Source organism: Flavobacterium sp. 2755, assembly GCF_031455715.1.
Lineage (GTDB): Bacteria > Bacteroidota > Bacteroidia > Flavobacteriales > Flavobacteriaceae > Flavobacterium.
This window is the reverse complement of record NZ_JAVDTG010000001.1, coordinates 86,474-103,393: the sequence shown is the minus strand read 5'-3', so window position 1 is coordinate 103,393 and position 16,920 is coordinate 86,474. Positions and strand designations below refer to the sequence as shown.

The 16,920-nt window shown below is 33.2% G+C and carries 11 protein-coding genes; 3 read left to right on the top strand and 8 right to left on the bottom strand.

Translation table 11 applies throughout. The features are described 5' to 3' along the window. Positions 1 to 85 precede the first annotated feature (85 nt). Together J2Y38_RS00360 and J2Y38_RS00355 are read right to left on the bottom strand one after the other, a co-directional pair. Positions 86 to 691, bottom strand: a complete 606-nt coding sequence (locus J2Y38_RS00360; protein WP_053470668.1) for an RsmD family RNA methyltransferase — start codon at positions 689 to 691, stop codon at positions 86 to 88. After that, positions 688 to 1,509, bottom strand: coding sequence for a DUF3822 family protein (locus J2Y38_RS00355; protein WP_309838493.1), 822 nt, complete (start codon positions 1,507 to 1,509; stop codon positions 688 to 690). The genes J2Y38_RS00360 and J2Y38_RS00355 overlap by 4 nt, the downstream gene beginning before the upstream one ends. A 339-nt stretch (positions 1,510 to 1,848) precedes the next feature. On the opposite strand from J2Y38_RS00355, the gene J2Y38_RS00350 reads away from it, so the two are divergent. The 3 genes from J2Y38_RS00350 (at position 1,849) to kdsB (ending at position 4,975) form a co-directional block, all read left to right on the top strand. Further along, positions 1,849 to 3,258 (top strand): ATP-dependent RecD-like DNA helicase, encoded by a 1,410-nt coding sequence (locus tag J2Y38_RS00350; protein WP_180858851.1) that lies wholly within the window; start codon positions 1,849 to 1,851, stop codon positions 3,256 to 3,258. 95 nt (positions 3,259 to 3,353) lie between these two features. Next, the gene (gene ygiD / locus J2Y38_RS00345; RefSeq protein ID WP_309838488.1) at positions 3,354 to 4,184 is read left to right on the top strand and encodes a 4,5-DOPA dioxygenase extradiol; all 831 of its coding nucleotides are present in this window, start codon (positions 3,354 to 3,356) and stop codon (positions 4,182 to 4,184) included. 56 nt (positions 4,185 to 4,240) lie between these two features. Continuing rightward, positions 4,241 to 4,975 carry a 3-deoxy-manno-octulosonate cytidylyltransferase gene (gene kdsB / locus J2Y38_RS00340; protein ID WP_309838486.1) on the top strand — a complete coding sequence of 245 codons (735 nt, stop codon included), beginning with the start codon at positions 4,241 to 4,243 and terminating at the stop codon, positions 4,973 to 4,975. Between the two features lie 153 nt (positions 4,976 to 5,128). Here the strand turns inward: kdsB and J2Y38_RS00335 are convergent, their stop codons facing one another. From J2Y38_RS00335 to uvrA, 6 genes are all read right to left on the bottom strand, one after another. Next, entirely contained in the window at positions 5,129 to 6,481 is a 1,353-nt protein-coding gene (locus J2Y38_RS00335; RefSeq protein WP_309838485.1) for a hypothetical protein, read from the bottom strand. Between the two features lie 229 nt (positions 6,482 to 6,710). Further along, complete coding sequence (locus J2Y38_RS00330; protein WP_309838483.1) at positions 6,711 to 9,122, bottom strand: thiamine pyrophosphate-dependent enzyme; 2,412 nt, start codon at positions 9,120 to 9,122, stop codon at positions 6,711 to 6,713. Positions 9,123 to 9,309: 187 nt separating this feature from the next. Next, positions 9,310 to 12,057 carry an aminopeptidase gene (locus tag J2Y38_RS00325; RefSeq protein ID WP_309838481.1) on the bottom strand — a complete coding sequence of 916 codons (2,748 nt, stop codon included), beginning with the start codon at positions 12,055 to 12,057 and terminating at the stop codon, positions 9,310 to 9,312. Between the two features lie 291 nt (positions 12,058 to 12,348). Beyond that, a complete protein-coding gene (locus J2Y38_RS00320; protein WP_053470674.1) occupies positions 12,349 to 13,077 on the bottom strand; it encodes a TIGR00730 family Rossman fold protein in 729 nt (242 codons plus the stop codon). A 183-nt stretch (positions 13,078 to 13,260) separates the two neighbouring features. Next, the gene (locus tag J2Y38_RS00315; protein ID WP_309838474.1) at positions 13,261 to 13,620 is read right to left on the bottom strand and encodes a cupin domain-containing protein; all 360 of its coding nucleotides are present in this window, start codon (positions 13,618 to 13,620) and stop codon (positions 13,261 to 13,263) included. Between the two features lie 453 nt (positions 13,621 to 14,073). Further along, entirely contained in the window at positions 14,074 to 16,905 is a 2,832-nt protein-coding gene (gene uvrA / locus J2Y38_RS00310) for an excinuclease ABC subunit UvrA (RefSeq protein WP_309838472.1), read from the bottom strand. Between the last annotated feature and the right edge of the window lie 15 nt (positions 16,906 to 16,920).

The window sequence follows — 16,920 nt, the reverse complement described above, 5'->3', positions numbered from 1 at the left end:
GTTTGTCAGGTTGAGCGAAGTCGATTGTCAGGTTGAGCGAAGTCGAAACCCTTCGCTCAATTTGACATTTATGTTTAAAAGGAAATTATCCTTCGTCTTCTTCAACAATTTTTAAAGGAGATTCTCCCGGAAGTTCTTCATCATCATCTGTAGAATTCAATTCGAAGAAACTAAAAAATGAACCGCCGTAACTTTTCTGGAATGAAAAATTACTTAAGTGATCCATTTTAGTATATTTTGAATGTTCGATAATCATCATTCCATCTTCTGAAAGTAATTCTTTTTCAAAAACAGTAAGAACAATTTTCTCAAACGCAGCCTGATCTAATCCGTAAGGCGGATCGGCAAAAATTATATCATACGAAGTTTTGCAGTTTTCAAGAAACTTGTAAACATCACTTTTAGTAGCAGCAATGTCAAAATCGTATTCTGATGAAACTTGTTTGATGAATTTAACGCATCCAAAATCACCGTCGATTGAGGTAATTGGTGCGCTTCCGCGTGAAGCGAATTCATAACTGATATTACCGGTTCCCGAAAATAAATCTAAAACCTTTAAGCCGTCAAAACTAAAATGATTATTCAAAACATTAAACAATGCTTCTTTACTCATATCAGTCGTAGGTCTTACAGGAAGGTTTTTTGGTGGGAAGATCCTACGCCCTTTGTATTTTCCTGAAATGATTCTCATGATTGAAATAAGATATAATGTTTTTGATTCTGAGCTGTTGTATAGTTGTTTTTTTCTTTTAAAGAGCTAACGTCAAGAAAAGAAATATTACGGATGTATTTGTAAGCAATGTCGTAAAACGGATCGTTTTGGTGAATTGTTCCAAGCAGTTCCAATTGAAAAATCTCTGGATTTAAATTTAATTGCTCGGCTGTAAAAAGGACGTAATAAATAAAATCCTCAGGGGTTTGATATTCAAAAGAGTTGAATAACAATAACTTCTGATTTTGTACCACGATAATTTCAAAATGTTCCGGATTAAAATTAACCACCATTTTTTTCTCGTCGTTGTTTTTTGAGCCTTCTAAAATTTTCTCGACTAAAATACTGTTTACGTGTTTGTAATCGAAAGAACCAACGTTGTCAATTAAAAAGTTATTGATATTGATATACGGAATGTAAACCGAATGCATATCGTAATTTGTGATTTGATCGTAAGTAAAAAAATCAGTCTCAAACACTTTTGTGGTATACTGCAGATAACTTCCTAAATAATCTTCATCAAACAACGGCGTTGGTACAAAAGTTGAAAGATTGTTATTGTGAATGACTAAAATATCGTCATAAGTTTCTTTTAACTCAGAATAGTTTTTAAATGCCGAAGCATATAAATCTTCAATTTTACTTTGTTTTTGAGCAGCATCAAACTGAACTTCATTAAAAGCAGTAATCGTATTATTTAAAGTATCAAAACAACAAAAAGAGAATCCGTTCAGCGAAACCTGAATCGAAAGTTTTTTGTAATTTTTTGATGTAATATTAGTATTGTGTATTGACATAATTGATTTACAATTCGTTACCTGTTTTGTTTCAATAATGAATTTAGGTGACCACAAACTTACAAATTTAAAAGCAACTAATATAATTGCAATTTTAAAAAACAATATTACAAGAACGTTAGCGCAGGATTATCGTTGCGTTATTTTTTTTCTTTTTCTAAACCATATAAGTGATATAAGTAATTTAAGCTTATTGGATGTTTATTTTGATTTTTTTAGATCATTTAGTTTATGAAATTAAGCGCAAAGCCTAAAACTTAAATTTACTTATATCACTTATATGGTTTAAAATTGCCATTGCCATTAAAAAGAACGAACTTTGTGTTTCAAATTTACCTTATGAATTCAGCATCGTTTTACGGCGTTTTGCAAAAAAGATTTCCTTTTGCACCTACTTATAAACAGGATATTTTTTTTCAAAAAATCGCCATTTTTTTGACCGAACCAGCAAACAATACCATTTTTGTACTAAAAGGATATGCCGGAACCGGAAAAACAACGGTGATTTCGACAATCGTAAACAATCTTGGTGATATTAATAAAAAGTTTGTTCTGCTTGCACCAACCGGACGCGCGGCAAAAGTAATTGCAAATTATTCCAATACATCAGCTTTTACGATTCACAAAAAGATCTATTTCCCAAAAAAATCATCGGGTGGAGGAGTGGCTTTTACCAGACAAGTCAACAAACATAAAAACACGATTTTTATTGTCGATGAGGCTTCGATGATTTCAGACAGCACTTTAGACAGCGGTTCGCTTCTGGATGATTTGATTAATTATGTGTATTCGGGAACGAATTGCAAAATGATTCTTTTAGGAGATACAGCGCAGCTTCCTCCGGTAAATTTAGATATTAGCCCGGCTTTAGATACGCATACTTTGGGCGTGCATTACGATAAAGAAATCGAACATATCGAACTTGATGAAGTAATGCGTCAGGAAGAAAGTTCGGGGATTTTATTCAATGCAACCGAATTACGTGAACTTTTGAAAGAAAGCTTTATTACGGAATTTAAATTCAATGTAAAAAAGTTCAAAGATATTGTTCGGTTAACCGATGGATATGATATTCAGGATGCGATAAATACGGCTTACAGCAATTATAGTATTGAAGATACGGCATTTATTGTCCGTTCCAATAAAAGGGCAAATCAATACAACGAACAAATCAGAACCCGAATTTTGTTTAAAGAAAGTGAACTTTCTGTAGGCGATTTTTTAATGGTTGTTAAGAACAATTATTTCTGGCTGAAAGAAACAGATGAAGCTGGATTTATTGCCAATGGTGATATTATTGAGGTTTTGGAAATGTTCGGGATCAAAGAGTTGTACGGTTTTACTTTTGCAAGAGTAAAAATAAGAATGGTCGATTATCCGGACCAAAAACCTTTTGAAACGGTTTTGATTTTAGATACTATAAAAAGTGAATCTCCATCATTAACCTACGAAGAATCAAATCGTTTGTATGAAGAAGTAATGAAGGATTATGAAGATGAATCGACTAAATACAAGAAATTTCAAAAGGTAAAAGAAAACGAATATTTTAATGGTTTACAGGTAAAATTCTCGTACGCGATAACGTGTCATAAATCGCAAGGAGGACAATGGAATACGGTTTTTGTAGAACAGCCGTATTTACCAAACGGAATCGATCATGATTATATAAGATGGCTTTACACGGCAATGACACGTGCCAAAAATAAATTATATTTGATAGGATTTAAAGACGAGAGTTTTGAAGAATAAAGGTTTGCCACGAATTTCACGAATTAGCACGAATTTTTACGACGCTATTAATTAGTGTAATTCGTGAAATTCGTGGCGAAAAAAAAACTTTAGCAATGACAACACTAAACGATTTACATTCGATTTCGTCTACGTTTTCGAATACAGATAAAATGCCGGTTTTATTTTTGGGACACGGCAGTCCGATGAATGCTATTGAAGAAAATCAGTTTGTGGCTGGTTTCCGAAATTTGGCAAAAACATTACCACAGCCCAATGCTATTTTATGTATTTCTGCGCATTGGTTTACAAAAGGTACAAAAGTAACTTCAATGGAAATGCCGAGAACCATTCATGATTTTGGAGGTTTTCCACAGGCACTTTTTGATGTGCAATATCCTGCAAAAGGAAGTCCCGAACTGGCATTAGAAACTCAAAAAATATTAGATCCCGTTCAGATTGATTTAGATGAACATTGGGGTTTAGATCACGGCGCTTGGAGCGTAATTAAACATTTATATCCAGAAGCAAATGTTCCCGTAATTCAGTTAAGTATTGATTATACTAAATCAGGACAATATCATTTTGAACTGGCTCAGAAATTACAATCACTGCGTCATAAAGGTGTTTTAATTATTGGCAGCGGGAATATTGTGCACAATCTTCGTTTAGTTGATTTCAGAAATTTTGATAAAGATAATTACGGTTACGATTGGGCAATTGAAGCCAGAGAAACCGTAAATAATTATTTATTAGATGGAAATTTCCAGCCGTTAATCGAGTACGAAAAAATGAGTAAAGCAGTTCAAATTGCAATTCCAACTCCAGATCATTATTTACCTTTGCTGTATACTTTAGGTTTAAAAGAAAAATCAGAAGAAGTGAGTTTGTTTAATGATAAATTGCTGGCTGGTTCGTTGAGTATGACTTCGGTGAAAATATTATAAAATATAAATTAATAATGAGGAATGAGATTACTTCGTTCCTCGCAATGACATAAAAAATGAAAATAATAGCGGTAATTCCGGCGCGATACGCATCAACACGTTTTCCTGCAAAACTAATGCAGGATTTAGGAGGTAAAACAGTAATTTTAAGAACATACGAAGCTGCGGTTTCAACAAACTTATTCGATGATGTTTTTGTTGTAACCGATTCTGATTTGATTTTTGACGAAATTGTTTCCAATGGTGGAAAAGCGATAATGAGTATCAAAGAACACGAATCCGGAAGCGACCGAATTGCCGAAGCTGTTGCTAATCTTGATGTTGATATTGTAGTAAATGTACAAGGCGATGAACCTTTTACAGAAGCCGGGCCATTAGAACAGGTTTTATCGGTTTTTAAAAATGATCAAGATAAAAAGATTGACTTGGCTTCATTAATGCGTGAAATCACAAATGAAGACGAAATCAATAATCCGAATAATGTAAAAGTGGTTGTAGATCAATCGCAATTTGCCTTGTATTTTTCAAGATCTGTAATTCCGTATCCGAGAGATGCAGCTGCTGGAGTTCGTTATTTTCAGCATATCGGAATTTATGCTTTTAGAAAACAGGCTTTATTAGATTTTTACAGCCTTCCTATGAAATCTTTGGAAGTTTCTGAGAAATTGGAGCAATTAAGATATTTAGAGTTCGGAAAACGCATAAAAATGGTTGAAACCACACATGTTGGAATTGGGATTGATACGGCAGAGGATTTAGAAAGAGCCAGAGCGATGTTGAGAGATATTTAATAGTCATTGCGAGGAACGAAGCAATCTCACGTGCTAAGTCTATGCGCGATTATAATAGTGAGGTTGCTTCGTTCCTCGCAATGACTTTCACTTTGTGTATAATAAAAAAGCTCCAAAATATTGGAGCTTTTTTATTATCTAAAGAAATCAAATTTAATACACAACAACTGAAGTAACTTTACCATTTACGCCATAAAACTGTAAACTGGCCAGATAACCTTCACAGCTGTAATCTATAGAGAATATTTTTGTTTTTCCGGAAAAACCATCATTGAATGCTGGAAAACAAGAACCTGGTCTGTTTGTTACTTCCTGATCAAAATTAGAATCGTTGAGTTCAAAGGCACGCGGATCAAATTTGATAATAACTATTGGGAAAAACTGAATACGAATAACGTTGCTGTTTTTGAAGGCTATTTCATAAGTGCCATTCTTTGTTTTGTATCTGTTCGCTGAATATTCGTCTCTGTTAAAACCTTGACCAACATTCATTTTAAAGTTTTTGGCAATTGGAGCACCAAGATAACTTTTTACTATATCGTCACTTTGTCCTATAAGCGAACGCAGTTTTATTTTATTTGGATGTTCGGTCTGCCATTTTTTAGCAGCTTCTTTTCTCTCTAAGGCAATTTTTATTTCCTCAGCTTTAGAATATTTATCATACCATATTTTGCAAGCTTTATCACCGTAACCCTTTTCATGAAAATAGAGCAGATCTGTTTTATACAATAATAGACATGAATTTTCTGTATCTCCCATTTCTATTCCTAATGTTGCTCTTTCTATTGTTGTTTGATTATAAGCATAAGGTTCCAATTTATTGTTCTCAAAATAGTATTCAACATATTCTTGTCTTTTTTTTAGGATATCCAGTAGTTCATTTTTGTCAACATTAGGATCGGCTTTTTTCTCTTTATACACTTTTTTTATACTATCGTAAGCAGCGGTGTTTTTTTCCTGATAAACAGTAGAAATTTTGTATAAATTAGATTCGTTAAATAGTATTACTTTCTTTTTGGAATCTTTGAGTAATGAATTAATCTTTTCAGTATTAGCGATAATTTCTTCTTTTTTAAATCCATTGAGATAGGCATTAGAGAAATGTTCTAAAGCTTTATAAAAATAATATCCTTCACTAAAGTCTCCACTTTTAAATTCTCTTTCTCCACGTTCCAATGAATGCATTGCAAAATCATAATTTGTTTTAGACTGTAATTCAAAAGCTTCGCTATTATTTTGATCTAATAGTAAGGAATTACGAAGATTATCCACCGCATTTTGATATTTATAGGGATTTGTATCAGGCATTTCTAAATATTTTTTAGCGAGAAGTAAATAATAGTTGGAATCTTTCTCTTTATTTCTATAGGAATCGATAGGTCCCGGAGCATAAATTGTTCCTCTTAAGTTATATTCTGTATCAATAATTGAGGATGTTTGGGCGTTTACTTTTTGAATATTTAATGCTAATGAAATTAGAATAAGAAGTATTTTAATGGTTTTCATAATTTAGAATAAGTTGTTTTTGGTTTAATTTATACTAAAGATGGCAGAAACTGCAATTAAAAATTGGTAAGACTAAAATAATATTTATTCTGTTTTATCTTGTTAAATTATGATTGTTTTTTGAGGGTAATTATCAGCCAATTTTTAGATAATTGGATTTTTTTTAATAAAAAAAGCCCCAAATCAATTTTGATTTGGAGCTTTTATGTTATTTAAGTAATCTAAATTTTTAGTATAAACTAGGAAATTTAGAAGGATTAACTTCATTCATCATGCTGTAAATTTTCTCGAAAATATCTTCAGCAGAAGGTTTAGAGAAATAATCGCCATCAGTTCCGTAAGCTGGTCTGTGCGCTTTTGCAGCAAGCGTTTGCGGTTTACTGTCAAGATATTTATAAGCATCTTGTTCTTCCAGAATCTGCTGTAAAATGTAAGCCGAAGCTCCACCAGGAACATCTTCGTCGATTACTAAAAGACGATTTGTTTTAGCGACACTTTTTACAATATCTTTATTAACATCAAACGGAAGTAAAGACTGAATATCAATAATTTCACAGTCAATTCCTAGAACCAATAATTCCTCAGCGGCTTGTTGAACCAATCTTAAAGTCGATCCGTAAGAAACTAAAGTAATATCAGCACCTTCTTTTAATGTTTCAACAACACCAATCGGAGTTTTGAATTCACCAAAGTTTAAAGGTGTTTTTTCTTTTAAACGGTAACCATTCAAACATTCAATAACTAATGCCGGTTCGTCGCACTCTAAAAGAGTATTATAAAATCCTGCAGCCTGTGTCATATCTCTCGGAACCAAAACATGGATTCCGCGAATAGCGTTTATAATCATTCCCATAGGAGAACCAGAATGCCAGATACCTTCTAAACGGTGTCCGCGGGTTCTGATAATTAATGGTGCTTTTTGTTTTCCAACAGTTCTGTATTGTAAAGTAGCTAAATCATCACTCATGATTTGAATCGCATACAATAAATAATCAAGATACTGAATTTCAGCAATAGGGCGTAAACCTCTCAATGCCATTCCAATTCCCTGACCAATAATAGTCGCTTCACGAATCCCGACATCGGCAACACGAAGTTCACCGTATTTTTCCTGCATACCTTCAAGACCTTGATTTACGTCGCCAATGTTTCCAACATCTTCTCCAAAAATCAATGTTTCAGGATATTTGCTAAACAAAGCGTCGAAATTATCACGAAGAATCATTCTTCCGTCTAAATCCGGTTTTGCATTTTCGGCATATTCAGGAAGTACTTTTTCTACAGAAAACACATTTTGTGCCGATTCTGAATGCAAATTACTGCTGAATTTTCCCTGGGTCTCTCCAATAAAATTCGTGATCCAGTTTGATAAAAGAACTTTGCTGTTTGGAACTTCTATAAAACGAAGAATCTTTCTTGCGTAAACCAGAATTTCTTTCTTTAAAGGCGCTTTTATCGCACTTAATTCTGAAATATATTTTCTGATTCTATCTTTATGATTGATGCTTGCTTCCGCAATTTGCTCCAATAAATCTAAAAGATTTTTTTGATCTTCAATAATCGGATTAATGAAATCATTCCACGCATCTTTTTTAGCTTCAAGAACTTCTTTCTTTAACTCAAAATCAATTTCAGCTAATTCTTCCGGAGATGCAATATTAATAGCGATCATCCACAAACGCATCTGACGAATACAGTCAAAATCTCTTTCCCAGGCTAATCTTTCTGCATTTTTATAACGTTCGTGAGAACCAGAAGTAGAGTGGCCTTGCGGCTGCGTTAATTCGTTTACGTGAATTAAAACCGGAATATGCTCTTCACGTGCAATTGCGCCCGCTCTTTCGTAAGTCGAAACCAACTCAGCATAATCCCATCCTTTTACTCTAAAAATTTCGTAACCTTTAGAATCTTCATCACGCTGATATCCTTTAAGGATTTCAGAAATGTTTTCTTTTGTAGTTTGATGTTTGGCGTGAACCGAGATTCCGTACTCATCATCCCAAACACTCATTACCATCGGAACTTGTAAAACTCCGGCAGCATTTATAGTTTCAAAAAATAAACCTTCAGACGTACTTGCGTTTCCTATTGTTCCCCATGCAACTTCGTTTCCATCTACAGAAAATTTATCTTTAATGGTAATTCCATTAACGTTTCTGTAAATTTTTGAAGCCTGAGCTAATCCCAATAATCTTGGCATTTGTCCTGCTGTAGGCGATATATCTGAGCTTGAATTTTTTTGTTTTGTTAAATCTTTCCACGATCCGTCTTCGTTTAAACTGTGCGTTACAAAGTGTCCGCCCATTTGCCTTCCGGCAGACATTGGATCATGATTTAAATCAGTATGACCGTATAAACCTGCGAAAAACTGTTTAGAAGTTAATTCGCCAATCGCCATCATAAAAGTCTGATCGCGATAATAACCAGAGCGGAAATCCCCATTTTTAAAGGCTTTAGCCATTGCAAGCTGCGGTACTTCTTTTCCGTCACCAAATATTCCAAATTTGGCTTTTCCTGTCAATACTTCTTTACGACCTAAAAGACTACACTCACGGCTAGTTACTGCAATTCTGTAGTCGTTCAATACCTCTGTTTTGAAATCTTCAAAAGTTAAAGTTGTATTGCTTTTTTCTGTTATCATAATCTTGTGGGTCATGTTATGACTGCGAAATTACTTAAAAACAATCAATAATCATAATTCTTTAAAATAAATATAATTTAATTATTTGTATTTAAAAACAGAAAACTACGTACTTTAATTGTGTTATTTTTATGATTTTTGTCTTCTTTGTGATAATAATTTATGTTTTTGATTAAAATTTATTTAATTAAAACCATTTTCGGGTAAAAAGAGTGACTAATGCTTTTGGTGCCAAAGTGATAACAAATCTGATTTTTTCGTTGTAATTCTTTTGAGAAATTTCCCACCCGTTATTTGAATAGACCGGAAAATAAAGTTCAAAGTAGTCTGGAACAAGGTTTAACCGCACTCCGCTATCATAAGCAAAAAATGCATCCTGATGTTTATTTTTCAAAAGTCCAACATCGCCATACACTTCAACCCAGTCCCATAAAGCATAGCTGACGTTTAAAGTTGTCATCCATTGATTGGCAAATGCAGGATCTAATTTTGATTTAAAACCACCTTCGGAAATTACATATTGCTGGCTGAAAATCCCACTGGTTTCTGACCTTCCCAAAATATTATAGTCAAATAAATAATCGGTTGGTTTATCTAAACCAAAACTAAAATAATCAGAATTGGTTTTATTGTACAGGAAACTTCCCGCAAACAATCTTAAGTTTATTTTGCGATTATTTTCAAATAACCTTCTGTATTCAACTTCTCCCAAAACTTTTCCAAAGCCTCCGCCAAACTGAACATCAGTCATAAAATTAAAATGATTAACCAGTTCTGTTTTTGTGTTTACATAACGGGCGTCAAAAACAGAATAATTAGGTCTGGAATTATCCGTAATAAATTCACTAGCTTCCCTGTTTACAATTACCTGACGAAACAAAATAAGCTGTTTTCTATTATCCCTAAAATTTTCTTCACGAATACGCAGCTGCACCATAGGATTTAATCGCAGGTACGTGGCGTCTGGCGCATAATGAAAATAGTTCTGACTTATAGAATAGCGTACATTATATAAAGTACTGTTTCGATAAAACTGGTTCAAAGAAAAAGCCGACGAACCAGAAATTGTTCCCGCTTTTATGGAATAGGCCGGATTAATATCAAAAGTAAAAGGTTTGTCTAATATCGTTTTATTATGAAAACGAATTCCCGGTGTTAATCCGTCATAATAATTATACGTCAATGTCGGAATATATAAAATCTGATTGTAATAAGGATCTTCAAGATCTTTGGCAAAATTAAATTTTATAGGGCGATTGGTAATTACCAGACTTTTTAACGATTTCCAGTTGTTTCTTTGATTGAATTCAGGAACTTCATTGTCGTAATTAATAACTAGTTTATCCGCATTTTTTCGGTCAAACTGATAAACAGAATCTGCTTTTTTAGGTTCAATCCATTCCTTAAAAACAACTTCATTTTTCTTTAAACCATAAATAGGAATCGGAGCATAAATATCGGTTTTGTTTTTTATCGAAAACTGTATGCTGTCTGCCGTTTTAGAAACATGCGTAAATTTATAGTCGATAATTTCTCGTGAATCGATTATTGTTCTAAAAAACCAGTCGATATTTTTAGGACTTTTTTCGGTCAGGATTTTTTCAAAATCATAACGATTGGTTTGCTGCGTTTTATTCAAATTATAAAATTCCTGAATGCTCTCAGGAACAATATTATGATTTAAATAATCATCAAGATAACTCAAACTTAAACCCGCACGGTATTTACTCGCAATCTGTTCGTTGAATTTTATGAGTGTATTCTTTGGGTCTCCAAGCGGCTGATCAAGATTTTTACGAGCCATCAGCATATAATAATAACTGTATTGCTCGTTAAAAGTAAGATTGGTAATATTGTAACTTTTAAAAAGTTTCATTCTCGAAAGTCTACCCAGCATTTTTTCATCCAGATGATTTTCTTCCATGTACTTCATCATGGCATAAATCTGGATTCCGTCATAAACCCAATTGTCTTTTCGAGGATCAAGACGAAGTGAATTCTTCAAATAATTGTTCAAATAAGTTTTGAAGAAAGTTACTTCAAACATAAATTCATCCGAAAACGGACTGATAAAAGAAGGCAGCTGATTTAAGCCATAAAAAGGATTTCGCTCATAATCTGCTTGTGAAACCGTAATTTTTTCATTAGGATATTTACCAAGAAATTCATTTGCAAACGCAGCAACTCTATCAATTATGATCGCTTTTTGAACTTCGGTAATCTTTTTGTTTTTTAAATCCGAAAGAACTTCGATCGTCCCATTATCATAACTCTTAAAATTATTTTGTCTCTCGATAATTAAATTAAAGTCTGATCTGTTTTTTCCCGAAAAAGAATAATTAGTAAATGTCGAATTTGAAACGTCTTTTGAAACCGAATTTAAATCTGTCGTAATCGAATAATCATTCGGAATTTTTATTTCAACTTCATGATCGACAACCGCATTTGCAATGTCGTCAAGATTAAAGTTATTGTATCTTATAAAACGGTGATCCTCAAAACGAGCAGGATTTAAAAACCAGTTTTTTAAATTCATTCCGTTTTGATTAAATCCATAATGCGTGAATTTATCACTCGGAATTTTCGAGATATAATTTATGTGCAAAGTAATTTGTTCTCCCGGAAATAACTTTTGGTTTAGCTTAACCACAATAAAATCTGGATTTTTATCCGTTCTTTCCCATTCAAGCGCCGTAAAGCCAGAATCAGTAAGATTTAAAATTGTTGTATTTCCTCTTTCAATGGCTTTTGCTAAATGAAAACCGCGATAAAACTCATCAGAAAAACGTCTTGCCAAAGGTGTGTTTTTGTCTGCAAATGCATTATTCCAATCATTCAAAACAATTGAAACCAATGTGTCGTTTGAAGTATTAAAATACGTAATATCCTGTTTTACATTCAGCGTTTTTAGTTCAAGATTAACTGCCACTTCCATCTTAGACTGATGTTGTGCATACTGTTTTATTGAACTAAATAAAACAAAAAAGAGAATTACAATTTTATATGTTGATTTCAAGAATTGGCGTAAAAATTATAAATATACCTAAAATTTCGTGCATAAATTTATTCATGGCTTTATGTAAAAATAGCATAAAAAAAGCTGTTTAAAAAAACAGCTTTCAATTTTTATATCGTAATAGGTGTAAATTTAACCTTATAGGTAAAATAAGTGCAGATTTTTTTAAGAATACTTAATCTTACAAAATTTATTTACCCTACAAATATTTTAGAAGTTCGGACTCAAGTCGTATTTCTTGTAGAATTTATCTAAAACATCAACAACTTCATCTTCAGTATCTACGATTTTGAATAAATTCAAATCTTCAGGGCTTACAGTTTGCATTTTTTCTACCAAAACTGTTTTTACCCAATCCAATAAACCTGACCAAAATTCAACACCAACCAAAATAATTGGGAATTTTCCAATTTTCTTAGTCTGAATCAAAGTGATTGCTTCAAACATTTCGTCAAGCGTTCCAAAACCTCCCGGCATAACCACAAAACCTTGTGAATATTTAACGAACATAACTTTTCTCACAAAGAAATAATCGAAATTCAGGTTTTTATCGTGATCGATATAAGGGTTAAAATGCTGTTCAAAAGGTAGTTCGATATTTAAACCAACCGAAGTTCCGCCGCCTAAATGTGCGCCTTTATTTCCGGCTTCCATAATTCCCGGGCCTCCTCCCGTAATTACGCCATAACCGGCTTTACTAATTTTAAAAGCAATTTTTTCTGCCAGTAAATAATATTTGTCATCTGGTTTTGTTCTCGCCGATCCAAAAATAGATACACACGGACCAATACGCCCCATGCTTTCGTAACCATTTACAAATTCGGACATGATTTTAAAAATCGCCCAGCTGTCATTTGTTCTAATTTCATTCCAGGTTTTCTGTTTTAAACTGTCCTGGATTACTTTATCCTCATCATTATCAAAATCTTCTAATCTCATTTTAGGTATTTTAATTATTTATATTTTATTAAGCTGTCATTTTAATTATAGTCATAAGAAGGAGCTTAATCCTGCTGTCCACTATATTTTTTGTGGCGAACCCCGCCACAAAAAGATGCCGTTCCCATCAGGGCTAGGGCATTAGTTTTCAATTAAACAATTGGTTATTCGAAGAATTCTTTATTAATACGTTTGTTCTTCAATTGATTTTGTAATGTTGCTTTTTACCTTTCCGGTATGTTCTGTAGTTTTAGATTCTATCAGCATAATCAAACATTCTTCTACCGATGAAACTCTATGATTCACACCTTTTTTTACAACAAACAAATCACCTTTTTTCATTGTAACAGCAGGTTCATTTTCAATTTCCATTAAAAGTTCACCATCGACAATATAAAATAACTCATCTTCATTTTCATGATTATGCCACGGAACTTCCTGACCTTTTATTTTTGCCACTTTAATATATTGATCGTTTACTTCGTCAATTATTTTAGGCGAAAAATATTGGTTTACATTACTGAATTTGTCTTTTAGATTCATAGATTATATCTTAGTCTTTTGTCAAAATGAAAAAGCGTTGACAAAAAGGGCGTACTAAATTAGTGCTTTTTTTAAGAATTGTTATAAAAATGTACATTTTTTAATTGAAATGTAACATTTCTTTGTTAGTTCTTTTGCTTGAAGATTAATAATCAATAGATTAAAAAACGATGTAGAAATAGGAATTATTTTCTTGGAATTGAATTGAGGTATATCATAAAATTTGTTGCATCAAAAATCGTCAACGGATTGAAATCCGTAGTTTGATAAACCCATCGTAAAGAAAGTTCCGTAGGAACGAAATATCGGTAGCAACGGATTTTAATTCGTTGAAAATGTCGATTTGCCCCAACAATAGAGTTCCGAAGGAACGGTTCATATTGTAGAAACGGATTTCAATCCGTTAGAGATTTCGATATAACGGATTTAATCAATTCTATTAATGAAGATATTTTACTTCAATTCTTTTTTCAAAAACTTAGCCGTATAACTTTTTTTATTTTTCGCTACTTCTTCAGGAGTTCCTTTGGCGATTAATTGACCGCCGCCTTTTCCGCCTTCAGGACCAATATCGATAATATAATCGGCAAGTTTAATAACGTCCATATTATGTTCGATAACCAAGATTGTATTTCCTTTATCAACCAGTTTATTGATAACATCCATTAAAACGCGGATATCTTCAAAGTGCAATCCAGTTGTAGGTTCATCCAGAATATAAAAAGTATTTCCTGTATCTTTTTTAGACAATTCTCCGGCTAATTTTATACGCTGTGCTTCACCACCCGAAAGTGTTGTACTTTGCTGACCAAGTGTAATATAACCTAAACCAACATCCTGAATCGTTTTTACTTTTCTGTAAATCTTCGGAATGTTTTCAAAAAACGGAACCGCTTCATCAACCGTCATATCCAAAACATCAGAAATTGATTTTCCTTTATATCGAATTTCAAGCGTTTCTCTATTAAAACGTTTTCCCTGACACGTTTCGCATTCTACATAAACATCTGGTAAAAAGTTCATTTCAATAGTTCTTACACCAGAACCTTCACAGGTTTCGCAGCGTCCGCCTTTTACATTAAAACTGAAACGCCCGGCTTTGTAACCACGAATCATACTTTCAGAAGTCATGGTAAACAAGTTTCTGATTTCAGTAAAAACTTCGGTATAAGTCGCTGGATTCGAACGCGGTGTTCTTCCAATCGGACTTTGGTCAATATCAATTACTTTATCAATATGTTCTAAACCTTCAATCTTTTTATAAGGCTGTGGTTTTTTTACACCATTAAAATAATAAGCGTTCAAAATAGGGTAGAGCGTCTCATTAATCAAAGTTGATTTTCCACTTCCTGAAACTCCTGTAACGCAGATTAATTGTCCTAAAGGTATTTCTATAGAAACATTTTTCAGGTTATTTCCTGTTGCTCCGGTTAGTTTTAAAAACTTTCCGTTTCCTTTTCTTCGCTCTTTCGGAATTTCTAATTTCATCTTACCATTCAAATATTGAGCGGTAATAGTATTTGATTTTAAAGTTTCTGCCGGAGTTCCAATACTTATAATTTCTCCACCATATTTTCCAGCTTTTGGGCCAATATCAATTACATAATCTGCAGTTTCGATCATGTCTTTGTCGTGTTCAACCACAATAACCGAATTTCCAATATCACGTAATTGCTCCAGAGATTTAATCAATTTTTCATTGTCTCTTTGGTGTAAACCAATACTCGGTTCATCCAAAATATATAAAACACCAACCAACTGTGAGCCAATTTGTGTAGCTAATCGAATACGCTGCGCTTCACCTCCCGAAAGTGATTTTGAACTTCGGCTTAAAGCCAAATAATTCAAACCAACATTCATTAAAAAGTTCAAACGATCTTTGATTTCTTTTACAACTTCAGAAGCAATTAAAAGCTGTTTATCAGTTAAATGCTTATTCAAATCCTGAAACCAAGCCGTTAAATCTGAAATATCCATATCACACAATTCGGTGATATTTTTTTCATTAACCCTAAAAAACAATGCTTCTTTTTTAAGACGAGAACCATCACAAACCGGACAATTGATTTCGTCCATGAAATCTTTTGCCCAGCGTTTTATGCTAGTTGTTGCACTTTCGTCATATTGATTTTTGATGAAGTTTGAAATTCCTTCAAAATCAATTTTGTATTCTCTTGTAACGCCTAGATCTTTTGAGTTGATGGCAAATTTATCTTTTCCTCCATACAAAATCATTTGCATAGCTTCTTCCGGAATTTTCTCAATTGGATCTGTAATTTTAAATCCAAATTTTTCTCCAATAGTTTCTAACTGTTTAAAAATCCACGAAGATTTATATTCACCAAGCGGAGCAAATCCACCGCTTTTAATAGATAATTTTGGATTTGGAATGATCTTTTTAACATTGATTTCGTGAACCGTTCCTAATCCGTTACAATGTGGACAAGCGCCTTTTGGAGAGTTGAAAGAAAATAAATTCGGTTCTGGATTTTGATATGAAATTCCGGTTGTTGGACACATCAAATTTCGGCTGAAATAACGAACTTCGTTTGTATCCTGATCTAAAATCATTAATACGTTTTCGCCATGATGCATAGCTGTATTAATACTTTCCGCCAATCGTTTTTGATTGTCTTCGGTATTTTCAATCAACATTCTGTCGACTACAATTTCAATATCGTGAGTTTTGTAACGATCTAGTTTCATTCCGGCAACCAAATCCTGAACTTCACCATTTACACGGACTTTTAAAAATCCTTGTTTGGTAATTTGCTGGAATAATTCCGCATAATGTCCTTTTCTGGCTTTAATTACTGGAGCCAAAATATTAATACGTTTGCCATTATAATCCTGAATAATCAAATCTTTAATTTGCTCATCAGAATAAGAAACCATTTTTTCGCCAGTGTTGTAACTGTAAGCGTCAGCACCACGAGCGTATAAAAGTCGAAGGAAATCGTATATTTCAGTAATAGTTCCCACAGTTGAACGCGGGCTTTTACTAGTTGTTTTTTGTTCAATTGCAATAACGGGTGAAAGTCCGTCGATTTTATCAACATCAGGGCGTTCTAATCCGCCAAGGAACTGCCTCGCATATGCAGAAAAAGTTTCTACATAACGACGCTGACCTTCAGCATAAATCGTATCAAACGCTAATGATGATTTTCCCGAACCAGAAAGGCCTGTTATAACAACAAGTTTTTCACGCGGAATAGAAATATCGATATTTTTTAGATTATGAACTCTTGCGCCAAGAACTTCAATAGTATTGTCTTTATCTAGCATAAATTTGAGCAAAAC

Excerpts from the sequence above, each read along its gene's own strand:
- J2Y38_RS00315 (WP_309838474.1), bottom strand. The coding sequence starts at position 13,620 with ATGAATCTAAAAGACAAATTCAGTAATGTAAACCAATATTTTTCGCCT.
- ygiD (WP_309838488.1), top strand. The coding sequence starts at position 3,354 with ATGACAACACTAAACGATTTACATTCGATTTCGTCTACGTTTTCGAAT.
- uvrA (WP_309838472.1), bottom strand. The coding sequence starts at position 16,905 with ATGCTAGATAAAGACAATACTATTGAAGTTCTTGGCGCAAGAGTTCAT.
- J2Y38_RS00325 (WP_309838481.1), bottom strand. The coding sequence starts at position 12,057 with ATGGAAGTGGCAGTTAATCTTGAACTAAAAACGCTGAATGTAAAACAG.
- J2Y38_RS00320 (WP_053470674.1), bottom strand. The coding sequence starts at position 13,077 with ATGAGATTAGAAGATTTTGATAATGATGAGGATAAAGTAATCCAGGAC.
- J2Y38_RS00335 (WP_309838485.1), bottom strand. The coding sequence starts at position 6,481 with ATGAAAACCATTAAAATACTTCTTATTCTAATTTCATTAGCATTAAAT.
- J2Y38_RS00350 (WP_180858851.1), top strand. The coding sequence starts at position 1,849 with ATGAATTCAGCATCGTTTTACGGCGTTTTGCAAAAAAGATTTCCTTTT.
- J2Y38_RS00360 (WP_053470668.1), bottom strand. The coding sequence starts at position 691 with ATGAGAATCATTTCAGGAAAATACAAAGGGCGTAGGATCTTCCCACCA.
- J2Y38_RS00330 (WP_309838483.1), bottom strand. The coding sequence starts at position 9,122 with ATGATAACAGAAAAAAGCAATACAACTTTAACTTTTGAAGATTTCAAA.
- kdsB (WP_309838486.1), top strand. The coding sequence starts at position 4,241 with ATGAAAATAATAGCGGTAATTCCGGCGCGATACGCATCAACACGTTTT.
- J2Y38_RS00355 (WP_309838493.1), bottom strand. The coding sequence starts at position 1,509 with ATGTCAATACACAATACTAATATTACATCAAAAAATTACAAAAAACTT.